Raw genomic sequence first — 16250 nt, forward strand, 5'->3', positions numbered from 1 at the left:
GTCCTCTCAGGCCGTCGCCGCCGATTCCAGGAAGTCCTGGGCAAAACGTTGCAACACGCCGCCCGCCTCGTAGATCGACACTTCTTCGGCGGTGTCCAGGCGACAGGTCACCGGTACTTCGACACGTTCGCCATTCTTGCGGTTGATCACCAGCGTCAATTGCGCGCGCGGGGTTCGGGCACCCACCACGTCGTAAGTCTCGCTGCCGTCGATTTTCAGTGTGTTGCGGTCGGTGCCAGGCAGAAACTCCAGCGGCAATACGCCCATACCCACCAGGTTGGTGCGGTGGATACGCTCGAAACCTTCGGCGGCAATCGCTTCCACGCCTGCCAACCGCACACCCTTGGCTGCCCAATCGCGGGACGAACCCTGGCCGTAGTCGGCGCCAGCAATGATGATCAACGGCTGCTTGCGCTCCATGTAGGTCTCGATGGCTTCCCACATTCGCGTAACCTGGCCTTCCGGCTCGATCCGCGCCAGGGAACCCTGCTTGACCGTGCCGTTTTCAACCACCATCTCGTTGAACAGTTTCGGGTTGGCGAAGGTCGCGCGTTGCGCAGTCAAGTGGTCGCCACGATGCGTCGCATAGGAATTGAAGTCGACTTCCGGCAGGCCCATTTTCGCCAGGTATTCGCCGGCGGCGCTGTCGAGCATGATCGCGTTGGACGGCGACAGGTGGTCGGTGGTGATGTTGTCCGGCAGCACCGCCAGCGGGCGCATGCCCTTGAGCGGACGGGCACCGGCCAGCGCGCCTTCCCAGTACGGCGGGCGGCGGATGTAGGTGCTTTGCGGGCGCCAGTCATACAGCGGCGCGACTTTCGGGCCGGTGTCTTCGTGGATGGCAAACATCGGGATATACACCGCGCGGAACTGCTCCGGCTTGACCGAGGCCTTGACCACCGCGTCGATCTCTTCGTCGCTCGGCCAGATGTCCTGCAGGCGGATTTCCTTGCCGTTGGCGTCGAGGCCGAGCACGTCTTTTTCGATGTCGAAACGGATGGTGCCAGCAATCGCATAAGCCACTACCAACGGCGGCGACGCCAGGAAGGCCTGCTTGGCATACGGGTGAATCCGCCCATCGAAGTTGCGGTTGCCCGAGAGCACGGCGGTGGCGTACAGGTCACGGTCGATGATTTCCTGCTGGATCACTGGATCGAGCGCGCCGGACATGCCATTGCAGGTGGTACAGGCAAACGCCACCACGCCGAAGCCGAGTTTTTCCAGCTCATGGCCCAGGCCCGCTTCTTCCAGGTACATGGCCACGGTTTTCGAGCCGGGCGCCAGGGACGATTTGACCCACGGCTTGCGCGTCAGCCCTAGCTTGTTGGCATTGCGCGCCAGCAGGCCGGCGGCAATCACATTGCGTGGGTTGCTGGTGTTGGTGCAACTGGTGATGGCTGCGATGATCACCGCGCCGTCGGGCATTTGCCCTGGCACTTCGTCCCACTGGCCAGAGATGCCTTTGGACGCCAGGTCGCTGGTGGCAACGCGGGCATGCGGGTTGCTGGGACCGGCCATGTTGCGCACGACGCTGGACAGGTCGAAGGTGAGGCCACGCTCGTATCGCGCCCCCTTGAGGTCATCGGCCCACAGGCCCGTGTGGCGAGCATATTGCTCGACCAGTGTGACTTGTTCGTCTTCACGGCCGGTGAGTTTGAGGTAGGCGATGGTCTGCTGGTCGATATAGAACATCGCCGCCGTAGCGCCGTATTCCGGGGCCATGTTGGAGATGGTTGCGCGGTCGCCCAGGGTCAACGCCGAAGCACCCTCGCCGAAGAACTCCAGCCAGGCGCCGACGACTTTTTGCTTACGCAGGAACTCGGTCAGCGCCAGCACCATGTCGGTGGCAGTGATACCCGGCAGCAGCTTGCCGGTCAGCTCCACGCCGACACTTTCCGGCAGGCGCATCCACGAGGCGCGGCCGAGCATTACGCTTTCCGCTTCCAGGCCGCCGACGCCGATGGCGATGACGCCCAAGGCATCCACGTGTGGGGTGTGGCTGTCGGTGCCGACACAGGTGTCCGGGAACGCCACACCGTCACGCACCTGGATCACCGGCGACATTTTCTCCAGGTTGATCTGGTGCATGATGCCGTTGCCGGGCGGGATCACATCAACGTTCTTGAAGGCTTTCTTGGTCCACTCGATAAAGTGGAAACGGTCTTCGTTGCGGCGGTCTTCGATGGCGCGGTTTTTTTCGAACGCGTCCGGGTCGAAACCACCGGCTTCGACGGCCAGGGAGTGGTCGACGATCAGCTGGGTCGGCACCACAGGGTTGACCTGGGCCGGGTCGCCGCCTTGCTGGGCGATGGCATCGCGCAGGCCGGCGAGGTCGACGAGCGCCGTCTGGCCGAGAATGTCATGGCACACCACGCGCGCCGGGAACCACGGGAAGTCGAGGTCACGCTTGCGTTCGATCAGTTGGCTCAGGGACGCATTGAGGGTGGCCGGGTCGCAACGACGCACCAGGTTTTCGGCGAGGACGCGGGAGGTATAAGGCAAGGTGGCGTAGGCGCCGGGGCTGATTGCTTCGACAGCCGCCCGAGCGTCGAAGTAATCCAGGCGACTGCCGGGAAGCGGTTTGCGGAATTCAGTGTTCATCGTCAGGACTCGGTCACGGTGATTGCAAAAGGAGTCAACGGATCCTGGTTTCACCCCGGGATCAGCGGTTTCTCCACTCAGCGACGTTCGATTGGCACGAACTTGCGCTGCTCTACGCCGGTGTATTCGGCGCTTGGACGAATGATGCGGTTGTTGGCGCGCTGCTCGAACACATGCGCGGCCCAGCCCGTCAGGCGCGAGCACACGAAGATCGGGGTGAACAGCTTGGTCGGGATGCCCATGAAGTGGTACGCCGAGGCATGGTAGAAGTCGGCGTTGGGGAACAGCTTCTTCTGTTCCCACATGGTTTTGTCGATGGCTTCGGAAACCGGAAACAGCACCTTGTCACCCACTTCGTCAGCGAGCTTTTTCGACCAGCCCTTGATCACTTCATTGCGTGGGTCGCTGTCTTTGTAGATCGCGTGGCCAAAGCCCATGATCTTGTCCTTGCGCGCCAGCATGCCGAGGGTGCCTTCGACCGCTTCTTCAGCCGAACCGAAACGCTCGATCATTTCCATCGCCGCCTCGTTGGCACCACCATGCAACGGGCCACGCAGAGAGCCGATGGCGGCGGTGATGCAGGAATACAGGTCGGACAGGGTCGACGCACACACACGGGCGGTGAAGGTCGAGGCGTTGAATTCGTGCTCGGCGTAAAGGATCAACGACACGTTCATCACCTTGACGTGCAGCTCGCTCGGCTTCTTGCCGTGCAACAAGTGCAGGAAGTGACCACCAATGGAAGGCTCGTCGGTCACGCAATCGATGCGCTTGCCGTCGTGGCTGAAGCGGTACCAGTAGCACATGATCGCCGGGAAGGCGGCGAGCAGGCGGTCGGTGACGTCATGCTGCGCGCTGAAATCTTTCTCGGGCTCGATATTGCCCAGGAACGAGCAACCGGTGCGCATCACGTCCATCGGGTGGGCGTCGGCGGGGATGCGTTCCAGCACTTCCTTCAACGCTTGCGGCAGGTCGCGCAGCTTGCTCAGCCTGTCGCTGTAGGCGGACAGTTCGGCCTTGGTCGGCAGTTCGCCGTACAGCAGCAGATAGGCCACTTCTTCAAACTGCGCATCGGCGGCCAGTTCGCGCACGTCGTAGCCGCGATAGGTCAGGCCGGCGCCGGCCTGGCCGACGGTGGACAGTGCGGTCTGCCCGGCCACCTGGCCACGTAGGCCGGCGCCACTCAGTACTTTTGCTTCAGCCATGTTCTTTCTCCAATCTTGAATTTATTAGGGAGGCCGTTCGTTACTTCTTGGCTGCGAACAGCGCGTCGAGCTTCTGCTCGAAGGTGTGGTAGTCGATGCGATCGTAAAGCTCCATGCGGGTCTGCATGGTGTCGATCACGTTCTGTTGGGTACCGTCGCGACGGATCGCGGTGTAGACGTTTTCGGCGGCCTTGTTCATGGCGCGGAAGGCCGAGAGCGGGTACAGCACGATGGAAACATCGGCAGATTTCAACTGTTCGGTGGTGTACAGCGGGGTAGCGCCAAACTCGGTGATATTAGCCAGGATCGGCGCCTTCACACGGGAGGCGAACAGCTTGTACATCTCAAGTTCGGTGATGGCTTCCGGGAACACCATGTCGGCGCCAGCTTCGATGCAGGCGGCGGCACGTTCCAGGGCAGACTCCAAACCTTCAACGGCCAGGGCATCGGTGCGCGCCATGATCACGAAGCTGTCATCGGTGCGCGCATCCACGGCAGCCTTGATACGGTCGACCATTTCCTGCTGGGACACGATTTCCTTGTTCGGGCGATGACCGCAGCGCTTGGCGCCCACCTGGTCTTCGATGTGGATAGCAGCGGCGCCGAACTTGATCATCGACTTTACAGTGCGCGCCACGTTGAACGCCGAGGAGCCGAACCCGGTGTCGACGTCCACCAGCAGCGGCAGGTCGCAGACGTCGGTGATGCGGCGCACGTCGGTCAGTACGTCGTCCAGGCCGGTGATGCCCAGGTCCGGGACGCCGAGGGAGCCGGCGGCCACACCGCCTCCCGACAGGTAGATCGCCTTGAAACCGGCGCGCTTGGCCAGCAGCGCGTGGTTGGCATTGATCGCACCGACCACTTGCAAAGGGTGCTCGCTGGCGACCGCGTCACGGAAACGCTGGCCTGGAGTCGTCTTATTATTGGAACTCATCATTCACCTCGTGATTGGGCAGTGCCGTCCGGGAAGTGACGGGCAATGTTGCGTTTGGACGCGCCGATATGACGGCGCATCAACAGTTCGGCCAGTTCACCGTCGCGATCGGCAATCGCGTCAAGGATACGGTGGTGTTCGGCAAAGGCCTGGCGTGGACGATTGGGGGTGGCGGAGAACTGGATGCGGTACATGCGCACCAATTGGTACAGCTCGCCGCAGAGCATCTGGGTCAGGGTGCGGTTACCGGCGCCTTGAATTATCCGGTAATGAAAATCGAAGTCGCCCTCTTGCTGGTAATAACCGAGGCCGGCCTGGAAGGCTTCGTCGCGCTCATGCGTGTGCAGCACCTGGCGCAGTTCTTCGATTTCCGCGTCGGTCATGCGCTCGGCAGCCAAGCGACAGGCCATGCCTTCGAGGGATTCACGGATTTCATAGAGTTCAACCAACTCGGCGTGGCTCAATGAAACCACCCGAGCGCCGACATGAGGTACGCGAACCAGCAGGCGCTGGCCTTCCAGACGATGGATCGCTTCGCGCAACGGGCCGCGGCTGATGCCGTAGGTGCGTGCCAGTTCCGGCTCTGAGATCTTGCTGCCGGGGGCGATCTCGCCTTTGACGATGGCGGCCTGGATACGCCGGAAGACGTTCTCGGACATGGTCTGGGAATCGTCTTGCGCCACCACTGGGGATTCCAGCTGATCCAACATATTGTCGACACCTTTAAAAGCAATGTCGCAAAAACTAGCCAATCAGCCCTGGATAGTCAAAGAATAAATCCACATTGTCGACAATCGTCTAATAACTGCTATTGCACTCTAGCGGGGCATGGCCGCCTGCCAGCGCTGGCGCCAAAAAAGCATCATGTTAGAATGCACGCCACTTTTGCCTGACATCGCGAGATGAAACGGCGCACGAGGGAGCTTGCGCAGTAATGCCAGTCGCCTTGAATTGAACATCGCACTGCACCGCCTCGGGATTTATGAGACTCAAGCCCTTCCTTCCATTGATTTGCCTGTTGACCGCACCGAGCCTTGGCGTCGCCGCCGAGAAGACCGTGTATGGCCTCAACGAATACGCCCAGCTGGCCGGTATCGACCTGGAAGTCGCCGCCAAACTGGACACCGGTGCCAAGACCGCTTCCCTCAGTGCCCGTGATATCAAGCGCTTCAAGCGCAACGGCGAATCCTGGGTGCGCTTCTACTTGGCCATCGACACCGCGCATTCCCACCCCATCGAACGCCCCCTGGCCCGCGTCAGCAAGATCAAGCGCCGTGCCGGTGACTACGACCCCGATGAGGACAAGAACTACACCGCCCGTCCGGTGATTGCCCTGGATATCTGCATGGGCACTGCTTTACGCAGCATCGAAGTGAACTTGACTGACCGCAGCGCATTCCAATATCCGCTGTTGATCGGCTCCGAAGCGCTGAAACGCTTTGATGCGCTGGTCGACCCCAGTCTTAAATACGCAGCAGGCAAACCCGCCTGCGCCGCCGACGCTCATACCGCCGAGTAAACCGAATGCGCTCTCTCACCCTGCACCTGAAAATCCTGATCACCATCCTGGTGGTGCTGGGTATTTCGGTCACCGCCTATCAGATCTTCGTGTTGGGGATCCCCGTCACCGAGGACGCCACCGACGACTTGTGGAACATCGACGCCAAGGTCGAGTTCGTCGCCAACCCGAAAGACCCGGTAAAAATCCAGATGTTCGTGCCGCCTCTGAGCCGCGACTTCGTCAGCCTCAACGAGAGTTTCATCTCGAACAATTACGGCGTAAGCGTCAACCGCACCGATGGCAACCGCAAGGTGACCTGGTCGGCACGCCGCGCCAAGGGCAACCAGACCTTGTATTACCGCCTGGTCCTGACCAAGCGGTACAGCGGCGAAAAGATCAAGATCAAGGGTCCGACCTTCCGCGACAGCATTGCCGTGGAAGGCCCGGAAAAGATCGCCGCCGAAGCTTTGCTGGCGCCGATCCGCCAGCACTCGGCCGACGTCGAGACGTTTATCAGTGAAGCCATTAAGCGTACCAACAACCTCAATGACGACAATGTGAAGCTGCTGTTGGCGGGCGACCCTTCCATCCCGCACAAGGCCAAGATCGTCGAGTTGCTGCTGTCCATCGCCCATGTCCCGGTGGAAAAGGTCCATACCATTCGCCTGGTGGCCGACCAGCCGCAAACCCCGGAACTGTGGCTGCGCAGCTTCAATGGCAACGACTGGTTGTACTTCAACCCGGAAACCGGTGAACAAGGCCTGCCCACCGACCGCCTGCTGTGGTGGACCGGTGATGAAAACCTGATCACCGTCGATGGCGGCAAGAAGGCCATGGTGACTTTCAGCCTCAACAACAGCGAGATGAACGCGATTCGCCTGGCCAAGCTGACTGATGAGAACACCGACGCCAACTTCCTCGAATACTCGCTGTACGGCCTGCCGCTGCAAACCCAGCAGACCTTCATGATCATGGTGATGATCCCGATCGGCGTGCTGGTGATTTTGATCCTGCGTAACCTGATCGGCCTGCAGACCCTGGGCACCTTCACCCCGGTGCTGATCGCCCTGGCGTTTCGCGAGACGCAGTTGGGCTTCGGCATTGTGCTGTTTACGGTTATCACGGCGCTGGGGCTGTCCCTCAGGTCGTACCTGGAACACTTGAAATTGCAGATGCTGCCGAGGCTATCGGTGGTGCTGACGTTCGTGGTGGTACTGATCGCGGCTATCAGCCTGTTCAGCCATAAGCTGGGGCTGGAGCGCGGGTTGTCGGTGGCGCTGTTCCCGATGGTAATTTTGACCATGACCATCGAACGCCTGTCGATCACCTGGGAAGAACGCGGCGCCAACCATGCGCTGAAAGTGGCGATTGGTACGCTGTTCGCCGCGTCCCTGGCGCACCTGATCATGAGCGTGCCGGAGCTGGTGTACTTCGTGTTTACCTTTCCGGCGGTCCTGCTGATTCTGGTGGGTTTCATGCTAGCCATGGGGCGTTATCGCGGCTACCGTCTGACCGAGCTGGTGCGTTTCAAAGCCTTCCTGAAGGCTGATCAGTAATGTTCGGCTTCTGGAAGACCTGGAAAGCCCTGGAAGCGCGAGGGATCATGGGCATCAACCGGCGCAATGCCGACTACGTGCTCAAGTACAACAAGCGCAGCCTGTACCCCATCGTGGATGACAAGATCATCACCAAGGAGCGCGCCCTGGCCGCCGGCATTCATGTGCCGGAAATGTACGGGGTGATTTCCACCGAGAAGGAAATCGACAAGCTCGACGACATCATCGGCGGACGCAGCGATTTCGTGATCAAGCCCGCCCAGGGCGCTGGCGGCGACGGCATCCTGGTGGTGGCGGACCGTTTCGAAGGGCGCTATCGCACGGTGTCCGGCAAGATCATCAGCCACGAAGAGATCGAACATCAGATCTCCAGCATCCTCACCGGCTTGTATTCCCTCGGCGGCCACCGTGATCGCGCGCTGATCGAATACCGCGTGGTGCCTGACCAGATCTTCAAGAGCATCAGCTATGAAGGCGTGCCGGACATCCGCATCATCGTGCTGATGGGCTACCCGGTGATGGCCATGCTGCGCTTACCGACCCGGCAGTCGGGCGGCAAGGCCAACCTGCACCAGGGCGCCATCGGCGTGGGTGTGGACCTGGCCACTGGGCTGACCCTGCGCGGCACCTGGCTGAACAACATCATCACCAAACACCCCGACACCACCAACGCGGTGGATGGCGTGCAACTGCCCAACTGGGACGGGTTCATGAAGCTTGCGGCCGGTTGCTATGAGCTTTGCGGGCTGGGATATATCGGCGTGGACATGGTGCTGGATCAGGAGAAAGGCCCGCTGATCCTAGAGCTGAATGCGCGGCCGGGGCTGAATATCCAGATTGCCAATGATTGCGGTTTGACGCTGCGCACTCATGCAGTAGAGGCGCGCCTGCAAGAGCTGAAAGCCGCTGGCGTGACGGAAACGCCGGAAGAGCGGGTGAAGTTCGTGCAGGAAATGTTTGGGCACATTCCGCCTGTAGAAGGGTAGAAAACAGCTTCAAGTTGCAAGCTTTAAGCTGCAAGAATGCGCAACCGTGTTTTAACTTGCAGCTCAAAGCTTGACGCTTGCCGCTGCCGCCAAGGCCCCTCATGTCGACCTGTTCTGTATACCCACTGCCTTACCTGGCCAACCCCGCTGCGTATTTTGCAGCGATTCGCCATGCGCCTGGCGCGGTGCTGCTGGACAGCGGGCGACCGGCAGCCGAACGCGGCCGTTATGACCTGCTGAGCGCCTGGCCGCAAGCGACGTTGACGGTATCGCCCGACGAAAGCGGGAGTGATTTCCTGCAACGTTTGCGGGAAAACCTCACGCAACTGGGCGAAGCAGATCTACCGGCCGGTTTTGAGTTGCCATTTGCCGGCGGGTTGATCGGCTACCTGAGCTATGACTTTGGTCGGCACCTTGAACAAATGCCGCACCTTGCTGCAGATGATCTGCACCTGCCGGATGCGCGTTTCGGGTTGTATGCCTGGGCGTTGATCAGTGATCACCAGACCCAGACCAGCCAGCTTGTGTTTCATCCGGCACTGGCCGAAAGCGAGCAACAACGCTTGATCACCCTGTTCGGCCAGCCGGTGGCCGATAACCCGGCGTCATTCAAGCTTGACGGCCCGATGGCGCCGGACCTCACCGCCGAGAGTTACCGCCAAGCAATCATGCGTATCCAGGACTACATCCAGGCCGGCGACTGTTATCAAGTCAACTTCGCCCAACGCTTCCGAGCGTCATGCGCTGGCGATCCCTGGGTCGCTTACTGCGCCCTGCGCGAAGCCTGCCCGACGCCATTTTCCGGATTCCAGAGCCTGCCGGACAACAGCGCCGTGCTGAGCCTGTCGCCCGAGCGCTTCGTGCATATCAGCGAGCGCCGCGTCGAAACCCGCCCGATCAAAGGCACCCGCCCCCGCGGTCTGACACCTGAAGAAGACGCCGCCAACGCCGCCGAACTGTTGGGCAGCCCCAAGGACCGCGCCGAAAACCTGATGATCGTCGACCTGCTGCGCAACGACCTCGGCCGCACTTGCCGCACCGGTTCGGTGAGCGTGCCTGAGCTGTTCAGCCTGGAAAGCTACCCCAACGTGCACCACTTGGTGAGCAGCGTGACGGGTGAGTTGGCCGACGACAAAGACGCCCTCGACTTGATCGCCGGCAGCTTCCCTGGTGGCTCCATCACCGGCGCGCCGAAGATCCGCGCCATGCAGATCATCGACGAACTGGAACCGACCCGACGCGGGCTGTACTGCGGCTCGCTGGTGTACCTGGATGTGCGCGGTGAGATGGACAGCTCGATCGCCATCCGCAGCCTGCTGGTGAAGGATGGCCAGGTGTGCTGCTGGGGCGGCGGTGGGATCGTGGCGGATTCGCAGTGGGAAGCGGAGTATCAGGAGTCGCTGACCAAGGTGCGGGTGTTGTTACACACGCTGGAAAACCTGTAGCAGCCAAGCCTCTCCTGGCTCTCGTCGACAGCGCCGGCCGACAGGAAAAAACCTGAATCAGAACGTTTATGGACTGTATTCGAGCCGGACGATAGCGTCCGGCTCGGACCATCCATTAGCCGTCTGTGAGGGATCACATGAACCGACTGCTTACTCGTCAGAAATTGTTTCCAGGATTGCATTTCCATCCAACCGCACCTATATTCTCCCAAATTGGGAGGTCAGCGCGATGCGCATGATCGCTCTCTCAACCCTACGAATATTCTGGGAAAGCCATCCAGCCTATTCCGACGCCAGGACACCCCTGATCGAGCTGTACCGCCATATGGAAAGAGCGACTTACCCAACGCCGCAAGCGCTCAAAGCAGAGCTAAGAACGGCAAGCATCCTTAAAAGTGGCAGGGTTGCCTTCAACGTGGGCGGTAACAAGTACCGGATCATCATGGCGATCGATTATCAGCGCCAGCTTGGGTTCATACGTTTCGTAGGAACTCACGCGCAGTACGACCAGATCAACGCGGAGACCGTGTGATGAACATCAAACCTATACATTCCCAAGAAGACCTTACCGCGGCACTTGCGCGTGTAGAGCAGCTATGGGGAGCGGAAATTGGCTCACCTGAGGGGGACGAGCTGGAAATTCTTGCTGTCCTTATTGAAAAGTACGAGGCAGAGCATTTTCCGATGCCGCCCTCGGACCCTGTGGAAGCGATTAAATTTCGCATGGAGCAACTGGGCATGACCGCCCGTGATCTTGAGCCCTTCATCGGGACGAGCGGGCGAGTGTCCGAAGTGCTCAATCACAAGCGCAAGTTGAGCTTGTCGATGATCAAGCGCTTGCACGAAGGCTTGAGTATTCCTTATGAGCGGTTGCTGGCTGGCATCTGAGATCTTCGGCGTCAGTAAGGGACTCATCGCGGGCAAGCCGGCTCCCACAGTATTTTGACGTGTGAACCCATTCAAATGTAGGAGCTGGCCTGCCTGCGATGGGGCTATAGGCTCAGCTGCCGATTCGAGGCCTTGATGAACTCTTTCTTCAAATCCTCAAAGGTATGCACCGCCGGAAACTGCGGGAATTCACGGATCACATTTTCCGGCGCATGGAACAGAATCCCACGGTCGGCTTCGCCCAGCATGGTGGTGTCGTTGTAGGAATCGCCGGCGGCGATCACGCGGTAGTAGAGGGTCTTGAATGCCAATACCGACTGGCGCTTCGGATCTTTCTGGCGCAGCTGGTAACTCACCACACGATCGGTTTCATCGGTGATCAGGCGGTGGCACAGCAGGGTCGGGAAACCCAGTTGGCGCATCAGCGGCTGGGAGAATTCATAGAAAGTGTCGGACAGGATCACAACCTGGAAGCGCTCGCGCAGCCAGTTGACGAACTCGACAGCGCCGTCCAGCGGCTTGAGGGTGGCGATCACTGCCTGGATGTCGGCGAGCTTGAGCCCGTGCTCATCGAGGATACGCAGGCGTTGCTTCATCAGTACGTCGTAGTCGGGAATGTCCCGGGTGGTGGCCCGCAGGGATTCAATACCGGTTTTTTCGGCGAAGGCGATCCAGATTTCCGGAACCAGCACCCCTTCCAGGTCGAGACAGGCAATTTCCACAAGACACTCCCATTTGTATGTTGTTGGTTGAGCGAGCAAAAGGACTGCCGAACTCTAGCGATTCAAGCTGACCGCCGCAACGCAGAGCGGATTTTGATACCATCGCTCCCCTATAGAGCGCTCAGCGCCACTGACCTGTAGGAACCGTCCTGATGAACCAAGCCTTCGACGTCGCTGAACTCGCCGCGACTTACGCCAACAAATCCGCCCAGGATATTCTCAAGCTGGCGTTCAGCCAGTTCGGTGATGACCTGTGGATTTCCTTCAGCGGTGCCGAGGACGTGGTACTGGTGGACATGGCCTGGAAGCTGAACAAGAACGTCAGGGTATTCAGCCTCGACACCGGCCGCCTGCACCCGGAGACCTATCGGTTTATCGAGCAGGTGCGCGAGTTCTACAAAATCGACATCGAGCTGATCTCGCCGGACCAGAGCAAGCTGGAACCTTTCGTCAAAGAGAAGGGCCTGTTCAGCTTCTATAAGGACGGCCATGGCGAATGCTGCGGCGTGCGCAAGATCGAGCCGCTGCGCCGTAAACTCGCGGGCGTTAATGCCTGGGCCACCGGCCAGCGTCGCGACCAGAGCCCCGGTACCCGCAGCCAGGTGGCGGCGTTGGAAATCGACACAGCCTTCTCCACCCCGGAACGCACCCTGTACAAGTTCAACCCGCTGGCGCAGATGACCAGTGAGGAAGTCTGGGGTTACATCCGCATGCTGGAGCTGCCGTATAACAGCTTGCATGAGCGCGGCTTCATCAGCATTGGCTGCGAGCCCTGCACCCGACCGGTGTTGCCGAACCAGCATGAGCGCGAAGGCCGCTGGTGGTGGGAGGAAGCCACGCAGAAGGAATGCGGGCTGCATGCGGGGAATATCATCAGTAAGGCATGACCCTCGATCTGTACACAAGAATGTCACCATTAGTGCCATTCTTGTGTGCACTTATAAAATTACGCACCGAAAAGTTACATTCTTCCCCGCCTCAACACCCTCGCTGTTTTGCACACACTTCACCCAACAAAATAAATAGCTGTTCAAACGGTCAATTTATATCGCTTTGAATTCAGCTAGTTATTTCCTTCGCCTATAAAAACGAAATTACCCACAGTTTTCATAGATCACAAGCTGGCACGCAAGTGGCTTAAGGTGAAATGCGCTTTGTATACAATAAATACAAAACCTACATACACTTTGCCATCTGCGGCTTGGCTGCCGATGCGCTGGAGCCTGCCGGAATGCGTACAAGCCTCTCGAACAACATCGCACTGGATCTGCCCTCCTCCCTGAAGCCCGAAGCCATCGAGCCAGGCCCGCTGGTGCTCAGCCCACGCCTGCACAACAAAGACTTGGCACCCACCAAAGTCGAAGGCCGGCGCTGGGGGCGCTACAGCATCTTTGCGCTGTGGACCAATGACGTGCACAACATCGCCAACTATTCCTTCGCCATTGGCTTGTATGCCTTGGGCTTGGGTGGCTGGCAGATTCTGTTGTCACTCGGTATCGGCGCGGCGCTGGTGTACTTCTTCATGAACCTGTCGGGATACATGGGGCAGAAGACCGGCGTGCCCTTTCCGGTGATCAGCCGCATCAGCTTCGGCATTCATGGCGCGCAGATTCCGGCGTTGATCCGCGCGGTGATTGCGATTGCCTGGTTTGGTATCCAGACCTACCTGGCGTCGGTGGTTTTCCGCGTGCTGCTGACGGCAATTCATCCGGGGTTTGCCGACTACGATCACGACTCGATCCTCGGCCTGTCGTCCCTCGGCTGGGCGTGTTTTGTGGCGATCTGGCTGGTGCAGCTGGTGATCCTGGCTTATGGCATGGAGATGGTGCGCCGCTACGAAGGCTTCGCCGGGCCGGTGATTCTGCTGACGGTAGCGTCGTTGGCCGGTTGGATGTATTTCCAGACCGGCGGTAACATCGCCTGGTCGATCCGCGAACCGCTGCGCGGCGGCGAGATGTGGCGCAATATCTTTGCCGGCGGCGCGCTGTGGCTGGCGATCTACGGCACGCTGATCCTCAATTTCTGCGACTTCGCCCGCTCTTCGCCGTGCCGCAAGACCATCCTGGTCGGCAATTTCTGGGGCCTGCCGGTGAATATCCTGGTGTTTGCCGCGATCACTGTGCTGCTGTGCGGTGGTCAGTTCCAGCTCAATGGCCGCGTGATCGAAAGCCCCACCGAAATCATCGCGGCGATTCCGAGCACCTTTTTCCTGGTGCTTGGCTGCCTGGCCTTCCTGATCGTCACCGTCGCGGTGAACATCATGGCCAACTTCGTCGCACCGGCCTTTGTGTTGAGCAACCTGGCGCCCAAGTACCTGAACTTCCGCCGCGCCGGGTTGATCAGCGCCACCGTCGCGGTGCTGATCCTGCCGTGGAATCTTTACAACAGCCCGTTGGTGATCGTGTATTTCCTTTCCGGCCTGGGCGCTCTGCTGGGGCCGCTGTACGGGGTGATCATGGTCGATTACTGGCTGATCCGTAAAAGCCGGGTGGACGTATTGCAGCTGTATAGCGAAGACCCGAACGGCATTTATTACTACAGCCGTGGAATCAATTTACGCGCGGTAGCGGCCTTCATTCCCGCAGCCGTGATTGCCATTCTCCTGGCGCTGCTGCCCGGTTTCGCCAGCGTCTCGCCGTTTTCCTGGATGTTTGGCGCCGGTATTGCAGGGTTGCTGTACCTGCTGATCGCCAAGCGTCAGCCGTTCTATGCCGATGTCAGCGGCGAAAGCATTGCAGTCGATAACGTCAGTCATTAATCAAGGACACTCCATGCGTATCCTCGTAGTCAACGTCAACACCACCGAATCCATCACTGAGACCATCGCCCAACAGGCACGGGCTGTGGCCACGCCGGGCACTGAGATTGTGGGACTCACGCCCTACTTCGGCGCGGAATCGGTGGAGGGCAACTTTGAAAGCTACTTGGCGGCCATCGCGGTGATGGACCGGGTGATGGCGTACGACCAGCCGTTCGACGCAGTGATCCAGGCCGGTTATGGCGAGCATGGCCGCGAAGGCTTGCAGGAACTGCTCAACGTGCCAGTGGTGGACATCACCGAGGCGGCCGCCAGCACCGCGATGTTTCTGGGACATGCCTACTCGGTGGTGACCACGCTGGACCGTACCGTGCCGCTGATTGAAGACCGCTTGAAACTGGCCGGTTTGTACCAGCGTTGCGCCTCGGTGCGGGCCAGTGGCATGGCGGTGCTGGAGTTGGAAGAGGCCCCACTGGCAGCGATGGAGGCCATCGTGCGCCAGGCGGAACTGGCCATCAGCGAAGACAAGGCTGAAGTGATCTGCCTGGGCTGCGGCGGCATGGCCGGACTGGACGAACAGATCCGCCAGCGCACGGGGGTGCCAGTGGTGGACGGCGTGACCGCCGCAGTGACTATCGCCGAATCACTGGTGCGGCTGGGGTTGTCGACGTCGAAGATCAGGACTTATGCGACGCCTAGGCCGAAAAAAATCATCGGTTGGCCGCGTTAAAACGCTGGCTCAGCTGCCGTTCGGCAAACTGCTCAATGATGAACTCCACAAACGCACGGGTCTTGCCGGGCTGCAGTTTGTGTTCGGCGTAATAGATGGAGATGTTGCCGTCGTCGACGTACCAGTCGGGCAGCACACGTACCACCGCGCCGCTATCCAGAAACGGTACAGCCATGGGCATGCTCACCAAGGCGATGCCCAGGCCTTGGGCGCTGGCACAGCAGGCGGCTTCGGAGTCGCTCATGGTCATGCCCGCCTTGAGCACCAGAGGGCGGTGTTCACGCTCGGTGCTGGTCAATTGCCAGGAGCGTACGCGCCCGGTTTGCGGTGAGCGGATGAGAATGCCTGTGCAGTGCGCCAAGTCTTCTGGGGTTAATACCGGCGCGCGTTGCGCCAGGTAATCCGGCGCAGCCACCAATATCCGATGCGCCGGTGTGAGTTTACGCGCCACTACCCCCTGGGGCAGCTCGAAACCACCGCCGACGGCCGCATCGAAACCTTGGCCGATCAGGTCCACCTGGCGGTTATCAAAATGCCAATCCGGGCTGATGCCTGGAAAGCGCTGCATGAAAGCCCCCAGCAGCGGTACCACATAGCGATTGCCAAACACGGTGCCCATACTGACCTTCAGCGTCCCTACCGGCCGCCCTTCAGCACTCGCCAGGTTGGCCACGGCGTTCTGGATGGTGGTGAGGCTGCCGCTGACCTCTTCAAGAAACAGTTTGCCGGCTTCGGTCAGGGTCAGGCGTCGCGTACTGCGCTGGAATAAGCGTACGCCCAGGCGCGCCTCCAGCTTGGCGACACTTTTTCCCACGGCTGCCGGGGTCAGGCTCAAGTGCCGCGCCGCTTCAGCGAAACTGCCACCTTCGGCGCTGCGTACGAAGCATTCGATACTGCCAAAGCTTTCCATATCGACCCACTCTA

General features: G+C 60.0%; 15 protein-coding genes. 9 read left to right on the plus strand and 6 right to left on the minus strand.

Going from position 1 to position 16250, the window contains the following annotated elements:
• Window positions 1-6: 6 nt before the first annotated feature.
• The 4 genes from acnD to LVW35_RS21475 form a co-directional block, all read right to left on the minus strand.
• Window positions 7-2601 carry a Fe/S-dependent 2-methylisocitrate dehydratase AcnD gene (gene acnD / locus LVW35_RS21460; RefSeq protein WP_233891939.1) on the minus strand — a complete coding sequence of 865 codons (2595 nt, stop codon included), beginning with the start codon at window positions 2599-2601 and terminating at the stop codon, window positions 7-9.
• Between the two features lie 77 nt (window positions 2602-2678).
• A complete protein-coding gene (gene prpC / locus LVW35_RS21465) occupies window positions 2679-3806 on the minus strand; it encodes a bifunctional 2-methylcitrate synthase/citrate synthase (protein ID WP_233891940.1) in 1128 nt (375 codons plus the stop codon).
• Between the two features lie 40 nt (window positions 3807-3846).
• Window positions 3847-4740: a methylisocitrate lyase gene (gene prpB, locus LVW35_RS21470; protein ID WP_021491517.1), complete on the minus strand. Its 894-nt coding sequence runs from the start codon at window positions 4738-4740 to the stop codon at window positions 3847-3849.
• Window positions 4740-5450, minus strand: a complete 711-nt coding sequence (locus tag LVW35_RS21475) for a GntR family transcriptional regulator (RefSeq protein ID WP_021491516.1) — start codon at window positions 5448-5450, stop codon at window positions 4740-4742. The genes prpB and LVW35_RS21475 overlap by 1 nt, the downstream gene beginning before the upstream one ends.
• A gap of 272 nt (window positions 5451-5722) precedes the next feature.
• On the opposite strand from LVW35_RS21475, the gene rloA reads away from it, so the two are divergent.
• From rloA to LVW35_RS21505, 6 genes are all read left to right on the plus strand, one after another.
• The gene (gene rloA / locus LVW35_RS21480; RefSeq protein WP_233891941.1) at window positions 5723-6259 is read left to right on the plus strand and encodes a retropepsin-like aspartic peptidase RloA; all 537 of its coding nucleotides are present in this window, start codon (window positions 5723-5725) and stop codon (window positions 6257-6259) included.
• 5 nt (window positions 6260-6264) lie between these two features.
• Window positions 6265-7797 carry an osmotic stress tolerance membrane protein RloB gene (gene rloB, locus LVW35_RS21485; RefSeq protein ID WP_233891942.1) on the plus strand — a complete coding sequence of 511 codons (1533 nt, stop codon included), beginning with the start codon at window positions 6265-6267 and terminating at the stop codon, window positions 7795-7797.
• Window positions 7797-8783, plus strand: coding sequence for an alpha-L-glutamate ligase-like protein (locus LVW35_RS21490; protein ID WP_233891943.1), 987 nt, complete (start codon window positions 7797-7799; stop codon window positions 8781-8783). The genes rloB and LVW35_RS21490 overlap by 1 nt, the downstream gene beginning before the upstream one ends.
• 101 nt (window positions 8784-8884) lie before the next feature.
• Window positions 8885-10228, plus strand: a complete 1344-nt coding sequence (pabB, locus tag LVW35_RS21495) for an aminodeoxychorismate synthase component I (protein ID WP_233891944.1) — start codon at window positions 8885-8887, stop codon at window positions 10226-10228.
• Window positions 10229-10457: 229 nt separating this feature from the next.
• Window positions 10458-10760, plus strand: coding sequence for a type II toxin-antitoxin system HigB family toxin (locus tag LVW35_RS21500; protein WP_233891945.1), 303 nt, complete (start codon window positions 10458-10460; stop codon window positions 10758-10760).
• Window positions 10760-11116 carry a helix-turn-helix domain-containing protein gene (locus LVW35_RS21505; RefSeq protein WP_233891946.1) on the plus strand — a complete coding sequence of 119 codons (357 nt, stop codon included), beginning with the start codon at window positions 10760-10762 and terminating at the stop codon, window positions 11114-11116. Before LVW35_RS21500 ends, LVW35_RS21505 begins: the two co-directional genes overlap by 1 nt.
• A 104-nt stretch (window positions 11117-11220) precedes the next feature.
• Here LVW35_RS21505 and thrH read toward each other — a convergent pair whose 3' ends face one another.
• Window positions 11221-11838, minus strand: a complete 618-nt coding sequence (gene thrH / locus LVW35_RS21510) for a bifunctional phosphoserine phosphatase/homoserine phosphotransferase ThrH (RefSeq protein WP_233891947.1) — start codon at window positions 11836-11838, stop codon at window positions 11221-11223.
• Window positions 11839-11990: 152 nt separating this feature from the next.
• Between thrH and LVW35_RS21515 the strand changes: the two genes are divergently transcribed.
• The 3 genes from LVW35_RS21515 to LVW35_RS21525 all read left to right on the plus strand — a co-directional run bounded on the left by LVW35_RS21515 (window position 11991) and on the right by LVW35_RS21525 (window position 15326).
• The gene (locus LVW35_RS21515; RefSeq protein ID WP_233891948.1) at window positions 11991-12725 is read left to right on the plus strand and encodes a phosphoadenylyl-sulfate reductase; all 735 of its coding nucleotides are present in this window, start codon (window positions 11991-11993) and stop codon (window positions 12723-12725) included.
• 344 nt (window positions 12726-13069) lie between these two features.
• Entirely contained in the window at window positions 13070-14596 is a 1527-nt protein-coding gene (locus LVW35_RS21520) for an NCS1 family nucleobase:cation symporter-1 (protein WP_233891949.1), read from the plus strand.
• Between the two features lie 13 nt (window positions 14597-14609).
• Window positions 14610-15326, plus strand: a complete 717-nt coding sequence (locus tag LVW35_RS21525) for an aspartate/glutamate racemase family protein (RefSeq protein ID WP_233891950.1) — start codon at window positions 14610-14612, stop codon at window positions 15324-15326.
• On the opposite strand, the gene LVW35_RS21530 is transcribed toward LVW35_RS21525, so the two are convergent.
• On the minus strand, window positions 15307-16236 hold the full coding sequence (locus LVW35_RS21530) for a LysR family transcriptional regulator (protein ID WP_233891951.1): 930 nt from the start codon (window positions 16234-16236) through the stop codon (window positions 15307-15309). The genes LVW35_RS21525 and LVW35_RS21530 overlap by 20 nt on opposite strands.
• Between the last annotated feature and the right edge of the window lie 14 nt (window positions 16237-16250).

It is taken from the genome of Pseudomonas sp. HN11 (assembly GCF_021390155.1).
Lineage (GTDB): Bacteria > Pseudomonadota > Gammaproteobacteria > Pseudomonadales > Pseudomonadaceae > Aquipseudomonas.

Bases quoted from the DNA above. Each gene is read 5' to 3' on its own strand.
- LVW35_RS21520 (WP_233891949.1), top strand. From the start codon at position 13,070: ATGCGTACAAGCCTCTCGAACAACATCGCACTGGATCTGCCCTCCTCC.
- pabB (WP_233891944.1), top strand. From the start codon at position 8,885: ATGTCGACCTGTTCTGTATACCCACTGCCTTACCTGGCCAACCCCGCT.
- prpC (WP_233891940.1), bottom strand. From the start codon at position 3,806: ATGGCTGAAGCAAAAGTACTGAGTGGCGCCGGCCTACGTGGCCAGGTG.
- LVW35_RS21525 (WP_233891950.1), top strand. From the start codon at position 14,610: ATGCGTATCCTCGTAGTCAACGTCAACACCACCGAATCCATCACTGAG.
- rloB (WP_233891942.1), top strand. From the start codon at position 6,265: ATGCGCTCTCTCACCCTGCACCTGAAAATCCTGATCACCATCCTGGTG.
- LVW35_RS21475 (WP_021491516.1), bottom strand. From the start codon at position 5,450: ATGTTGGATCAGCTGGAATCCCCAGTGGTGGCGCAAGACGATTCCCAG.
- LVW35_RS21505 (WP_233891946.1), top strand. From the start codon at position 10,760: ATGAACATCAAACCTATACATTCCCAAGAAGACCTTACCGCGGCACTT.
- LVW35_RS21515 (WP_233891948.1), top strand. From the start codon at position 11,991: ATGAACCAAGCCTTCGACGTCGCTGAACTCGCCGCGACTTACGCCAAC.
- LVW35_RS21490 (WP_233891943.1), top strand. From the start codon at position 7,797: ATGTTCGGCTTCTGGAAGACCTGGAAAGCCCTGGAAGCGCGAGGGATC.
- acnD (WP_233891939.1), bottom strand. From the start codon at position 2,601: ATGAACACTGAATTCCGCAAACCGCTTCCCGGCAGTCGCCTGGATTAC.
- prpB (WP_021491517.1), bottom strand. From the start codon at position 4,740: ATGAGTTCCAATAATAAGACGACTCCAGGCCAGCGTTTCCGTGACGCG.
- LVW35_RS21500 (WP_233891945.1), top strand. From the start codon at position 10,458: ATGCGCATGATCGCTCTCTCAACCCTACGAATATTCTGGGAAAGCCAT.
- LVW35_RS21530 (WP_233891951.1), bottom strand. From the start codon at position 16,236: ATGGAAAGCTTTGGCAGTATCGAATGCTTCGTACGCAGCGCCGAAGGT.
- rloA (WP_233891941.1), top strand. From the start codon at position 5,723: ATGAGACTCAAGCCCTTCCTTCCATTGATTTGCCTGTTGACCGCACCG.